Origin of the sequence: Paenibacillus sp. 453mf (genome assembly GCF_900116105.1) — a bacterium.
In the GTDB taxonomy this organism is placed as follows: Bacteria; Bacillota; Bacilli; order Paenibacillales; family Paenibacillaceae; genus Paenibacillus; species Paenibacillus provencensis.
Genome location: NZ_FPAC01000006.1, coordinates 96,608 through 108,588 on the forward strand (window position 1 = coordinate 96,608; position 11,981 = coordinate 108,588).

15 protein-coding genes are annotated in these 11,981 nt (G+C 40.0%); 14 read left to right on the top strand and 1 reads right to left on the bottom strand.

Going from position 1 to position 11,981, the window contains the following annotated elements; translation table 11 throughout:
* Positions 1 to 53 precede the first annotated feature (53 nt).
* The 10 genes from BM415_RS20135 (at position 54) to BM415_RS20180 (ending at position 7,008) form a co-directional block, all read left to right on the top strand.
* Complete coding sequence (locus tag BM415_RS20135; protein WP_090727638.1) at positions 54 to 1,925, top strand: bifunctional lytic transglycosylase/C40 family peptidase; 1,872 nt, start codon at positions 54 to 56, stop codon at positions 1,923 to 1,925.
* A 23-nt stretch (positions 1,926 to 1,948) separates the two neighbouring features.
* Positions 1,949 to 2,431 (top strand): hypothetical protein, encoded by a 483-nt coding sequence (locus BM415_RS20140; protein WP_090727639.1) that lies wholly within the window; start codon positions 1,949 to 1,951, stop codon positions 2,429 to 2,431.
* A 21-nt stretch (positions 2,432 to 2,452) separates the two neighbouring features.
* On the top strand, positions 2,453 to 2,935 hold the full coding sequence (locus BM415_RS20145; protein ID WP_090727641.1) for a hypothetical protein: 483 nt from the start codon (positions 2,453 to 2,455) through the stop codon (positions 2,933 to 2,935).
* 32 nt (positions 2,936 to 2,967) lie between these two features.
* Positions 2,968 to 3,117 (top strand): aspartyl-phosphate phosphatase Spo0E family protein, encoded by a 150-nt coding sequence (locus tag BM415_RS20150; RefSeq protein ID WP_090727642.1) that lies wholly within the window; start codon positions 2,968 to 2,970, stop codon positions 3,115 to 3,117.
* A gap of 238 nt (positions 3,118 to 3,355) precedes the next feature.
* Positions 3,356 to 4,024: a hypothetical protein gene (locus tag BM415_RS20155; protein WP_090727644.1), complete on the top strand. Its 669-nt coding sequence runs from the start codon at positions 3,356 to 3,358 to the stop codon at positions 4,022 to 4,024.
* Positions 4,025 to 4,026: 2 nt separating this feature from the next.
* Complete coding sequence (locus tag BM415_RS20160) at positions 4,027 to 4,602, top strand: hypothetical protein (RefSeq protein ID WP_090727645.1); 576 nt, start codon at positions 4,027 to 4,029, stop codon at positions 4,600 to 4,602.
* On the top strand, positions 4,566 to 4,865 hold the full coding sequence (locus BM415_RS20165) for a hypothetical protein (RefSeq protein ID WP_139237037.1): 300 nt from the start codon (positions 4,566 to 4,568) through the stop codon (positions 4,863 to 4,865). The genes BM415_RS20160 and BM415_RS20165 overlap by 37 nt, the downstream gene beginning before the upstream one ends.
* Positions 4,866 to 5,053: 188 nt before the next feature.
* Positions 5,054 to 5,512 carry a homing endonuclease associated repeat-containing protein gene (locus tag BM415_RS20170; protein ID WP_143042162.1) on the top strand — a complete coding sequence of 153 codons (459 nt, stop codon included), beginning with the start codon at positions 5,054 to 5,056 and terminating at the stop codon, positions 5,510 to 5,512.
* 161 nt (positions 5,513 to 5,673) lie between these two features.
* Positions 5,674 to 5,880, top strand: a complete 207-nt coding sequence (locus tag BM415_RS20175; protein ID WP_139237038.1) for a hypothetical protein — start codon at positions 5,674 to 5,676, stop codon at positions 5,878 to 5,880.
* A 39-nt stretch (positions 5,881 to 5,919) separates the two neighbouring features.
* A complete protein-coding gene (locus BM415_RS20180; RefSeq protein ID WP_090727653.1) occupies positions 5,920 to 7,008 on the top strand; it encodes an ankyrin repeat domain-containing protein in 1,089 nt (362 codons plus the stop codon).
* A 23-nt stretch (positions 7,009 to 7,031) separates the two neighbouring features.
* Here BM415_RS20180 and BM415_RS20185 read toward each other — a convergent pair whose 3' ends face one another.
* Complete coding sequence (locus BM415_RS20185; protein ID WP_090727655.1) at positions 7,032 to 7,340, bottom strand: hypothetical protein; 309 nt, start codon at positions 7,338 to 7,340, stop codon at positions 7,032 to 7,034.
* 687 nt (positions 7,341 to 8,027) lie between these two features.
* Between BM415_RS20185 and BM415_RS20190 the strand changes: the two genes are divergently transcribed.
* The 4 genes from BM415_RS20190 (at position 8,028) to BM415_RS20205 (ending at position 11,974) form a co-directional block, all read left to right on the top strand.
* Positions 8,028 to 8,924: a hypothetical protein gene (locus tag BM415_RS20190; RefSeq protein ID WP_090727656.1), complete on the top strand. Its 897-nt coding sequence runs from the start codon at positions 8,028 to 8,030 to the stop codon at positions 8,922 to 8,924.
* Positions 8,925 to 9,193: 269 nt separating this feature from the next.
* The gene (locus BM415_RS20195; protein WP_090727658.1) at positions 9,194 to 10,045 is read left to right on the top strand and encodes a DNA adenine methylase; all 852 of its coding nucleotides are present in this window, start codon (positions 9,194 to 9,196) and stop codon (positions 10,043 to 10,045) included.
* A 69-nt stretch (positions 10,046 to 10,114) separates the two neighbouring features.
* Entirely contained in the window at positions 10,115 to 10,996 is an 882-nt protein-coding gene (locus tag BM415_RS20200; RefSeq protein ID WP_090727660.1) for a hypothetical protein, read from the top strand.
* 219 nt (positions 10,997 to 11,215) lie between these two features.
* Positions 11,216 to 11,974, top strand: a complete 759-nt coding sequence (locus BM415_RS20205; RefSeq protein ID WP_090727661.1) for a DNA-methyltransferase — start codon at positions 11,216 to 11,218, stop codon at positions 11,972 to 11,974.
* Positions 11,975 to 11,981: the final 7 nt, after the last annotated feature.

Consider the following 11,981-nt stretch of genomic DNA (forward strand, 5'->3'; position numbering starts at 1 on the left):
AGATTCTAAGAGGCGATCAGAGGATTTCCTCTTAGAATTGGAGGTGATAGTTTTTGAGCGCACATGACGTAGGTCGAGAAGCAACAGAACAAGGTGGTGGAGCATTAAAAAAAGTAGGTTCGAGAGCTGCTGGAAGAGCAGTTGGCAAGGCTGGTAAATATATAAAGAAACTACTCGTGAGATTCTTGAAGCAACTCATTCTCTCAATCGGTAAGATTATTGCATCTTTGGTTGGTCCTTGGGCAGTTATAATAATTATTGGACTTTTATTGATTTTAGGAGTGCTGTCAGCAATCCCGTTCTCTGACTGGTTTTTGGGTGGGAACGCACGGAGTGATGCTCAAAAGAATGCCGACTTAAAATATGAGCAGCAATTCAAGTCTGCAGCAGAAGCAACTGTTGCAGAATTATGGGATATCGAAGCGGATAGTTCTTGGAAAACCCAAGTTGTTAAAACTGTGAAACCAAGTTGGGGGATTCCTGCAGGTTTGGTACGATATGAGATTCTAGTGAATCAGAATGAAAAAATAGAGCTGGACGACTATGATCCTGACGATTTGATTAAAAGTTTTACTCCTTCGTTTTCTTACACTAAAATAAGCGACGATACTAACCGTTATAAACATGTAGTAGCTTGTACTTATAATGAAACAGATAAAGAAACCGGGGAAACAAAGAGTTGGACGGATACAGAGACAACTTATACCGAAAGTAAACGCGCATCTCACGATGTACTAACTAACATCAGTCTTGACTATGGCAATATGGAAATAAAACCTCTAAAGCGATATTACCCTGGGGGAACTCTACAACCTACAGATAACTGGGAACAAGAGAGCACGTCGTCTAGCGAAAATTGTACGACGACAACGTACAAGCAGTACGATCATACAACAGTAGATGATCGTTATGCCCCCAGTCTCTCAGTCGATGGACAAGCCTTTCAAAAAATTCTTATAGACCTTGGGGTAAGCGAAGACGACATGAAACTATTTTATGAGTTCGTAACCACTGCAGATCCAGACTGGAATCCTGCTTTGTACGGTGGGGACGCCTCGAACTTCCCAGGAGAATGGCTCCCTGGCTCTGCCTCGGTTCCAGACGTCGTATTGCGTTATGAGCCTATTGTTAGAAAATACCTTGAGCTAAAAGGCATGGCAGAACATACCCAACTCATTCTTGCTGTAATCATGCAAGAAACCGGTGGCCGATATCTCGACATCATGCAATCTTCCGAATCACTGGGACTTCCACCAAATACGATTACAGATCCAGAAGTATCTATACAAGCAGGCATTAATCATTTTGCGTCTGTCTATCAATCGGCTGGTGGTGATATTGAATTAACCCTTCAGGCTTATAACTTTGGGGGAGGATACATATCGTACGCAAAAGAACACGGAGGTCACTCAAAAGAGGTCGCATTAGCTTTCAGTCAAATGATGGCTGAGAAAAATGGATGGAAGAGATATGGTGATCCATTATATGTTGACCACGTTATGAGATACTATAATGCGACCAACGTTGCTATTAACATCCCCCCAGGAGAGCAGATATTTGATGTTCAAAACGTTTTGAATATTATGAGCGAGTATCTTGGACAGCCGTATGTTTGGGGCGGTAAGGGACCTAGTGAAGGATTTGACTGCTCCGGATTGATCTCTTACGCTTTCGGCCTAATTGGAATTGATTTGTCCGGTAATGCGCATACCCAGTATAACAAGACAGTTCCTATTGACGAGAGTGAAGCAAAGCCCGGAGATTTAGTATTCTGGGAAACTTATAAGAAAGCTCCTTCTCACGTAGGGATGTATCTGGGTGATGGGAAATTTATCAACTCTGGTAGTTCACTAGGAGTAAGCATTGATAAATTGTCTCGCTGGAAAAATTATAAATTCCTCGGATTTCGTCGGGTTATTAAATAAATTGTATTGTGAGGTGAGTGAAGGTGAGTAACAGAAAGTTCTATGCGTTGTTGGGAGTTGTTTTAATTCTTGGAATCGTTGGAAGCCTAGTCTTTTCCTCCAATTCGGGCCTTAAAAAAGAGATAGAAATGGAACAGGCCGGTATCGAACTCAACACTCAATTTGTAGATAAGTTTTTTAATTATGCTTCTACGAAGCAGCGATACGATAACGTGAAGTCTTTGATGACTGAGCGAGGCTATAGATCAACTTATCCATCCGGAATGGAACTGCCGGCCGACAGCTCTGTAAAATCTCAGGTATCAAACTTGAAGATTTATGTACAAAAAGCTCCATCTGTTAAAGAGAACCAAATGGAGATATTAAATCAATTCGTAGCCACTACCGAATTTAATGAAATTCAAAGCTCTAAGGAAGTAATCATGAAGACATTCCTCGTTTATGAGGAATCGGTTGGTTGGATGATCAACGACATCGAGATGATTATACAGAATGCAGAAGAATAAAACCAAAGGGGGTGCTCCCAGATGTACGAAAACGTAACAGAAGCCGTTTATCAACTTGTTAGACTTGTTCAAATAGTTGGTATACCAATATTCGGCTGCCTATTCGGAATAGGATTTATTCTTCTTCTAACTGCAGGGAAGAATCCCATTCGAAAGAGAAGAGGTTTGCTGTTCGTGATCTTTTTTGGAATAGGTACATTTTTAGTTGCCTATGTTCCTGCTATCGTGCACACTTTCGCTGGAGATGCACCAGGCCAAGCCTCAAGTGCTAAGACTGTTGAAGAGATTGTTGATTCCACAACACCGCTTGGCAGCATCATCTTTAATGCTCTGAAATATATCGCGATTCCTGTTACAGCAACTATGTTTTACATTGGTATATTTGTACGTTTGCTGGCAGGGAAAGATCCGGCCAGAAAACGGCTCGGCATTGGTTTAGCCATGTTTTCGCCTCTTACAATGGCTATCGTCTTGGCAATTCCTTTACTTTTACCTAAACTTTGATCTGAACAATTTGGAACTGGAGTGATAGATGGGTGATTAATCCTAAGCTTGATTCAAGGTTTGAAGAAATGCGTTCAATTTTAGAGCAGACTGCCTTAAAGTATGGATTAAATCACCCAGAGGTTCTGCATCTTAGCCAAGAATTGGACAAAATTCATAACGAATTACTACAAGAAAGATAGGAGCAGGGGTAAGCACCCTGCTCCTTTTCTATATATAGTCGTAAATCATGAACAATGTCTACATTTTTTTGTATAAATTATACAATTCAACATTGTGTTTTTTTGATACATGTAATAATATTGGAAAATGGGATGATAATAATACGTTTGTGTATCTATAATAATATTCTTGAGAAAACATTTAAAAGAAATAAGTGATCTCGTTATTATCTACATCTACCAGTAAGGAATGATTAAAATGTTTGATAATCTGTCAAAAGAAGAATATGAGAAGTTATATGATGAGATCATATTTAAGTTAACTGCTCCATTTCCTGAAGGCACAGTAGAGTTTAAAAACAATAACAAGGCCAGTGCTTATATACCGTCACATCCAATTCAATATAGGATTCGTACTGCAGCTGGGCCCTACTGGTCTTGGCGAGTAACCACTGAAAAACCTATTTATCACGAAGAGACGGATGAAATAGAGGTGCGGGGTGTCCTAACTATCTTGAATGCGAGTGCGGAAGGACAAGGATTTGCAACTTTGGATCGGAAGAAAGATACGAGAAAGATCATGTTCTACAAAGAGTCTATACGAGCGGCAGCAAGTGATGCATTACGTGACGCGGCAGATGCCTTTGGGGTAGGCCATTATAATCTTGCTCCATATAGAGAATGGGCTAAGAATCCAGGGGCAGGCTTGATTGATATTGCTCAAGTGCCCGTAAGAAAAAGTGAGTTACCAACAGAAACGACCAATAAGATCGAAGTATTTTATTGCAAGAACTGTAATGTTGTCCTAAGCCAAGAGGACCTAGATTACCTGAAACTTGTAAAATGGACAATAAAAGTGTGTAAGGAACATGTGCCTGAATATCAGAAGAGGAAGTTTGACCCGAATTATAAACCAAAAGAGGGATAGCAATGGCAAAAAGCTTTATACTTACTTGTTCGTTGTGTGAGAACTTCGACTCTATGAAGAAAAAATGTAAAGTAAACGGAGTCGATCGTTACGCACACGACGCTACATATGCATCTGAATGTAATTCTAATGGGAATTTCGTTCGCTATATGAATGTAATTCCGGACGTATATAATTACTACTCTGAAAACGAGGATACACCGGTGGACTGGGCCCCGGACTTAAAAAGGATTCCAACAGATAAGAATGATCTTCCGCTGATTGTGAAGACGAAACGAGGGTTAGAAAGAGCAATTCCTGCAGATCATTCAGTTGAGCTGAAAGTGGATACATTAATTGAAGGTAAAGTTCCGGCGATCTTAACTTATCAAGGACAAAGAGAGTTGATATATGAGCTTGGCATCTCCATCAGTCAAAGTCTCGCGGATAAAGCAGGAGTTCCATTAAAGGTCCTCCCTGAAGAGGTGGGATGGGAAGGAATTCCGGAGTTAGTAGGTGTATACCTGGGAGCAACAAAATCATACGATCGGGGTGGAAAGGCATGGTTAACAAACAAACCTGTCAAATGGAAATCTTAGATGACTCTGTAAACGATATTCGCTCTAATATTGTTCACTGGCTATCGGAACTTTATAAAAAAATTAGTAGTTTAGGTAAAGCTGAACAAGAGCATAAATTTGAGAATTATAAGCTTGTTTTCCGAGGTGGAGTCATGAGCATAGAAGGATCCAGTGATGTAATTGAAGTTAGCGGAGATCGCTACTCTGATGTTCGTTTGGGAAAAAAGATACGTTCCTATTCACATATTCCGGTTGAGTGGATCACTAACTTCTGCTTATGACGCCTCGTATACCGCTAACTGTTGAGATCTACCACCATCTATTAGATGTTGTAAAGGAAAAATTACTTCAGTCGCTTGAACACGAATATGAGAGTGTTACTGAGATAGTAAACCTAGCATCTATTAAATTCATTAAAGATACAAATGCACCATTGCCTTATAACCCAGCCAGGATAAGTCAGTCAAAGATGAAGCAAATCTTGTGTGATGATCTCTTTCCTCGTAGAAAGACTTTAGTTTCCGTCGATAAAGCTCTGTTTGATTCATTTAAACGCATGATACTCGAGCGATCATTTCAACTTTATGAGGTTGATAAAAATGAGGTTGTCATCTCAAATAGGTATGCAGTTGAGACTGCATTGTGGTTAACAGTTCGAGCGAACGAATTGATTAGGAATGATCCCTACTTTGATGATGAACTATTGCTGCAGCAGTTAGACATTCAGCAAATAATCATTGGGTCATTAAATAATGTCGCTTCTATTGTGGGTCATTCTCCAACTGCAAGGCAGTATGAGAAACATCGAAAGGCAGCAGGAGGTCCATCCCTTAGTTTCATAAAAAATGAATTCGGTACATTCAATGAAGCAAAGAGGTTTGCAGGGCTTGAGGAACGACCTAGGGGGAAGAATCAAAAGTATATTTAAACAAGGCTTTATCGTATTCACCTCTGATATTTTTTCTGATATAATTGCAATAAATTAAACCGAATACAAACACAGCCGGAAGCACCGCTGATTAGGGGAAACCTTGATACGCGGTGCTTCTATTTTTTTAATAATGATGATGTGGAGGGTTTATGATGTTAATGAATACACGTATTCCAAGCCGTTTCGTTGGTATGACACCAGGTGAGTTCGTAGTAGTTGGACTTTCCTTTAGACCGATGAGAGAGGAGGGATTTCGTTCTGATTTTGGTGGAATTCTAGATTTCCATTTTAAAATTGGTGATGTGGAAAAGCCGTTGGATATCGTATCGGCACTAATAATAACAGAGCAAAAAGTTATTAATTAAGCTATATCATAATTGAGAGTGACTTTTAGGGAGGCTGACATGAATCATCTTACATATTTAGGGTTGGACATATCTACGAATTTTACGGACGGTCAAGATTATCTAGAATTAAGAGGGCAAGTGCGTATCATGGATGATCAAACCGGTCAAGAAAAGACTGTAGGGAAGATTACTGCTACTGTACTTTCTGAACAATGGAGTGAAGTGAAGTTGGTCTCTATTGCTGCAGGAATAGATGAAAGGCTTCATAGCTGTCTAAAGTGTCTTGAAGAGTATGACCTTTTCGTTGGTAAGGTTGCGGTCATACTGAAGAGTGAATTTATTGGAGAATTCAAGAGATATGAAGAGCAGGCGTTTCGTGACCTTACATATTTTTTAGATAGGGCGTTACAAGTGGACCATACGATAACATCCTTTCCATTCGAAAGACAACTAAAAAAAGAATTAGGCTACCAAAGGACATGGGGACCGGATAAACGATCATATTCCATCAGAACAACCCGCGAATTCGAGCCGTGCATTCCCGATGTTTCTATTGTTCCATTTGATTATCAGACAAAGCAGGTTGGTCCAATATATAATCGTTTGAGAACAAATTTCGAACCGAGCTCAGTTCTTAGTTTATCTGATGAAGCAAGAAAAGTAATATCAATATTAGAAACTAACAGAGGAAGGGCACTAAACAAAGCGGATATACTCAAAGAGTGTCCTTTCTCGGAAGATGAATTAAGTTTAGCTATGCTGGAACTTATAGAGATTGACTTAATAATAGAGGAGAGTGCGGAACAACAACTCTCCTGCGACCCGAAATCAAGTGAAGAATGTACAGCTGCTATCACAGAGCTAAGTATACTAGGAGATGTCAAAACAGGGAATGTCGCAAGGGTAGCTGAATTGATTGAATCTGGTGCTGATATTAATGAACTTACAGCAGAAGGTTGGAATGCACTTTTTATTGCAATAGACAATAAAGATAATGAAATGGCGAAATTATTACTACTAAAAGGAATTAATGCAAATTATGAATCTATAGACGGTACAACGGCACTTAAATTCTCTTGGCGCACTCAAAACCGGATAATCGAGCATATTCTAACCCAGTACGGAGTAACAATGAGGTTTGAATAAAGAAAAGCAGACGGACGAAATTATTAAAACTCATCGTCCTTCTGCTTTTCTTTGTATATTTTATATATTTTCAAGGGGAGTACGAATGCAACTAAAGTTAATGATGCTGCAAGTAGGAGTTGATTTAATGAGTTCGGCTCAATCGCTGATGAAATAGTGAACAGCATCCAGAGTAAGGCTATAAGATAAAAAGCCATTACTCCAGCGAACATGTTATACCTTACCATAAAATGCATGAATCCATGAGTATCGATCGACCGTTTCTTGGCCATTATCAAGCCAAATGCCTGAAGGCAAGCTAAGATGACTATAATCCAAAGGATAACGTTCAAGTGGTTTACTCCTCTCTCAAGGGACTTCTGAACACACTTACCTTAATGTAACTGCTATATCGTCGGGATTTGCAAGTTACTATTTCTCCGTTTCATTCTGTATTGTAAATTCAAGCGCACTGACTTAACTTCTTCTTAAACAATTTGTCACTGAAGGAAACTTATAAACGCGTGGCTTCAAGTTCATGTTGCTTGATTGACTGTTGGTTTCAACGAGAATCCGACATAGTTAAAGCTGTTATCTGTCTCTTAAATGGTTAGCCCACTGAATTTTGTATATTTATACTTATTGTACAGCAACGGTTGCATAGGTGCATTCTCATTTCTTGTTGTTTCTATAATTAGGTGAACAACCTGGTACTTTTCCTACTATATATACTGATAATTTAGAATCTGTTATAATCGAATCATAATCTTTATTTTTCCTATCACTCTAAGTGGAGGCATGCGCCAAGCCACTCATTCTAATCTTGTTTTTAATTTTGATTTTATTTGCAAAAATGCGCCCATATGGGTTTTATGACGTACTCGAAATAACGCTTGACCATAGCGGCTAATGTTAATGCATTGGACGTTTTGGTCAGGCGTTTTTTATTGCCTGAATACCAAAAATAAACTATGAGGAGATTATTATTATGGACGAAATGTAAGAGGGCAGATAAGAAAACTGAAGCAGGAGGATGAATCGTGAAGAGAAGAATTGCTTTAATCATTGAGTCACAAACGCGAAAGGCTGATCCCATGCCTGCGCATCTTTTTTACAAGAGTCCAAAGAGTCGGTGGATTAACGCTGTAATTGATTTTATGGAAGTTAGAGATTTTCCCCGGGAAGATATCTTTTTCCTAAGTCTGGTAAATCGTTGCATGTATAGGTATGACGAAACAGTCAGACCTTATCCAAAGCGTGAATATCATCCCCGTAGGAAGGAATGCGCTAGCTTTGCAAAGGAAGTTCTGGATTTTCTTCAAAGTTTTCAGGAACCGCTGTTTGTGGAATTACATATGAGTCTGACATTAGCCAACGAACTTAGATGGCTTTTCCATGAACATGGAATTGAGCATAAGTTTTATGGCGAAGGGCAGTCATTGGCTGGTAAGCCGGTTTACTATCAGCGACTCATCGAAGAAGAGAAAACTCTTCGAAAGGTTCAAGATATAAAGCGGGAAAAGTGGGAGTTAGCAGCTGGAATTATGACTCGCTCCCCTGCGGAGGCTCAGTGGATTTTAGATGAATTTGGACATAAGAGTTATATGTTTCCACCTCAGGTTGAGACTATCTTGGAAGATCTGAAGCATGTCATGAAGAAGCATCATGTGCGCCGAAAGGACGAACAAAAAGCATTTGATGACTTCATTGAAGCTATAGACCAAGAAGATCGTGCTATTGAATTCCAAGAGTTCTGTCAAGATATAAACCTTCTTCATAAATTGTGTGCTAAAAGAGAAGAGTATGAGGCACTTAAGAGGGAGTTTGGCAGAACTATGTCTAGGTTTGAGCGGTACTTGATAAAACGAGAGTATGCGTTAGAGTTCGAAAATAAGATTAGCGCGACCTTACTGAAACTCCAAATCAATTTGTTATAGATAAATGGTGATGCGAATGAATTTTGCTTATAGTATACCGATTGTTACTCTCTGATCCAAGGCGCGATGAAGGAACATAGGAGCAGCTGGTAAAGGAGAACCAGACTGTACACACTCCTTGTTTAGAGTCCATTGTGGCCACCTTCGGCTCATATCCCTAACGGGAAAAGTAGCGGCTGCGCAGCTCCTAGCTGTATGCGCGGTAGGAAAAGTGCTAGATTCCTGCCTTCTCCGACTTAAAAAAAGCTCGGAAAAGGAGAGTAACAATCATGAACAAGTTATCTAATGTTAAATCTACTATGCGCTATTATGGCGGGAAAAGTTGGCTTGCGAAGCACCTAATTTCCCTTTTTCCAGAGGACTATACTTACACAACCTTTGTGGACGTCTTTGGAGGAGGAGCGCACGTAGTTACTCAAAAGGCTAAAACCACACGTATTGAAGTGTTTAACGACAAGGACGCGGACCTAGCAAATTTCATGCTAATAATGGCAGGCGATCAGAGGGAAGAGTTAAAATGTCGTCTCCGTGCATTGCCAACAAGTCGGTACTTATTCGAAAAATGGCAGGATGAATGGTTTTCTGGCGAACGCCCCTCATCGGACATTGAGCGAGCGGTCAGGTACTATTATATCCAGAGAATGAAGATTGTACCTCACCCAAATGAAAAAAGTGGTTTTCGTTCGAGCAAGGTCAAGTGTCCTGCTCGAGACTATCAGAATTCTATCAACAACATTGATAGATTTGCTGATCGATTCAAAGAGATAATAATTGAAAAGAAGGATTTCCGAGACATCATTGATATGTATGATAGTCCATCGACTTTCTTTTTCGCTGATCCACCTTATCTAAATAATGAACATCTCTACAGTGGAGCGTTTCAACGACAAGACCACATTGATCTCTCGAAACGTCTAACTGACATTCAAGGGAAGGCGATGGTTACTTATTATGCTCATCCTTTGATACTCGATCTTTACAAGGATTGGCGTTTAGAAACCATTGATGCAGCTGTGGGTGGTGTTACGAAAAGGGCTTTGGGTCAGGTTCGTAATCGAAAGACGGAACACATCTTTATGAATTACCAGGAGGAGCGTCAATTAACCCTTTGGGATGCATAATAATATTATGGACAGAAGTGGGTAACCCTAACCCACTTCTTTCTTCTTATTTGAAAGTGAGGATTTTAGATGAAAGTTTCATTTATTATAGAATCGTCCAATCGAATTCAGAATGGACCGGCACACGAGTTTTACCGTGGAAAGGGCAGCCGATGGATAACTGCAGTCATAGATTATCTCAAAGAGTGTAAATTCCCGAAGGAGCATATTTACTTCTTGAGTTTTTACAATCAACGAATCATCGGGTTTGATGAAGTAGTTGAGGATTATCCGCTTAATCCTGCACCAAAAAGAACAGAGCAGAAAGCATTCTCAAATAAAATCTACCAGTTTATATCAGAAAAATATGCAGAAGCCGAGATAGATCTTCACGTCAGTAAGAGCATTTCAGCTCACCTGGTACCAATGTTAGAAGCTTCTGGACGAAAATACACCTTGTTTGCTGAAGGCGTGCAACTTGGTATGAAACCAAATTTTTATAAGGATCTAATTCTCCAAGAACGGGCAATGCGAAAGATGAAGGAGCTTCAAAATGAAAGGAATAAGATGATTGCAGTGCCTCAGAATTTTACTCCTCATGAAGCAGAGCAATTGATCGAGCAATATGGACATCTGGGGAAGCAATTTGGCATCGATCAATTGTTTTCAGAGATAAAAAAACTCTTAAAAACGTATCGGCAGCAAAGCCGACAATCATTGTGGACAAGTAACGAGTTTTATGACTCGATTCCAGCTAATGAAGTTGAGCGGCTTCAGTCATTCTTTGGGCAGATTCACAGCATCTCAGATCTGATCGGAAGAGGGCATACGTTGGAGGAAATAAAGCAAAGACACGGAAGACTTGTTGCGAAATTTACTAACTGCTTGATTAAGCAACAAGTCTTACGAAATACAGAAAACAGAATAAGCGAGGTCCTTCTTCGTGTACAGATTGTCTTGTTAAAAGGGTGATGCGAATGAAATCGTTTGTGCAACATTTATGGGGATTTCTCCACTAAAGGTGCAAGAAGGTAACCGACTTTAGGTTGGTTTGCAAGTCCAAAGTGGCTCGCCTTCGTGCTGATAACCCGTTCGGGAGGAGTAGCATCTGCAGGTAACGCTGCAGAAGAGGCAACAACAGAGTCTCGCCTGATCCAAATCTGATTTAATGATTTGGAAGGGGAACTCCCCATGAATACCATCGAACATATTGATTGTCTGAAGGGCATGCAACAACTGCAGGAAGAAAGTGTGGATTTGATCATTACCTCTCCTCCGTATAACATCGGAAAGTCTTATGAATCTAAAGAGGAGCTTTCCGTTTATTTGGAGTGGCAACGAGATGTTATCCACTCCTGCGCTCGCGTGCTTAGAAATGGAGGAAGTATTGCGTACCAAGTTGGCAATTACGTAGATAAAGGTAGAGTGTACCCACTAGACTGTCTTTTATTTAGTTATTTTTTAGAGGTAGGATTGGTACCTAGGAACCGAATAGTATGGCATTTTGAGCATGGATTACACTGTAAGAAGCGACTATCCGGAAGGTATGAAACGGTACTCTGGTTTACCAAAGGGAACAACTATACCTTTAACTTGGATTTTATCCGTGTGCCGCAGAAGTACCCCAATAAGAAACATTTTAAAGGTCCTAAGAAGGGACAACTGTCTGGAAATCCCCTTGGCAAGAATCCTGGTGATGTATGGTCTATTACTAATGTAAAAAACAATCATCCGGAAAAAACTGATCATGAATGTCAGTTTCCACTAGATCTCATTCGCCCATTGATAAAGGCTTTAAGTAATCCAGGAGATCTGATACTCGACCCATTCATGGGATCCGGTACTGTGGCCGTAGGAGCTTCAGAGCTCTTACGAAACTATATTGGATTCGAGTTATTGGAGAAAAACGTGGTAATCGCAAAAGAAAGGTTAATCAACCTAAACTTATAGGTTGTCA

Bases quoted from the DNA above. Each gene is read 5' to 3' on its own strand.
- BM415_RS20145 (WP_090727641.1), top strand. From the start codon at position 2,453: ATGTACGAAAACGTAACAGAAGCCGTTTATCAACTTGTTAGACTTGTT.
- BM415_RS20155 (WP_090727644.1), top strand. From the start codon at position 3,356: ATGTTTGATAATCTGTCAAAAGAAGAATATGAGAAGTTATATGATGAG.
- BM415_RS20160 (WP_090727645.1), top strand. From the start codon at position 4,027: ATGGCAAAAAGCTTTATACTTACTTGTTCGTTGTGTGAGAACTTCGAC.
- BM415_RS20165 (WP_139237037.1), top strand. From the start codon at position 4,566: ATGGTTAACAAACAAACCTGTCAAATGGAAATCTTAGATGACTCTGTA.
- BM415_RS20170 (WP_143042162.1), top strand. From the start codon at position 5,054: ATGAAGCAAATCTTGTGTGATGATCTCTTTCCTCGTAGAAAGACTTTA.
- BM415_RS20175 (WP_139237038.1), top strand. From the start codon at position 5,674: ATGAATACACGTATTCCAAGCCGTTTCGTTGGTATGACACCAGGTGAG.
- BM415_RS20180 (WP_090727653.1), top strand. From the start codon at position 5,920: ATGAATCATCTTACATATTTAGGGTTGGACATATCTACGAATTTTACG.
- BM415_RS20195 (WP_090727658.1), top strand. From the start codon at position 9,194: ATGAACAAGTTATCTAATGTTAAATCTACTATGCGCTATTATGGCGGG.
- BM415_RS20200 (WP_090727660.1), top strand. From the start codon at position 10,115: ATGAAAGTTTCATTTATTATAGAATCGTCCAATCGAATTCAGAATGGA.
- BM415_RS20205 (WP_090727661.1), top strand. From the start codon at position 11,216: ATGAATACCATCGAACATATTGATTGTCTGAAGGGCATGCAACAACTG.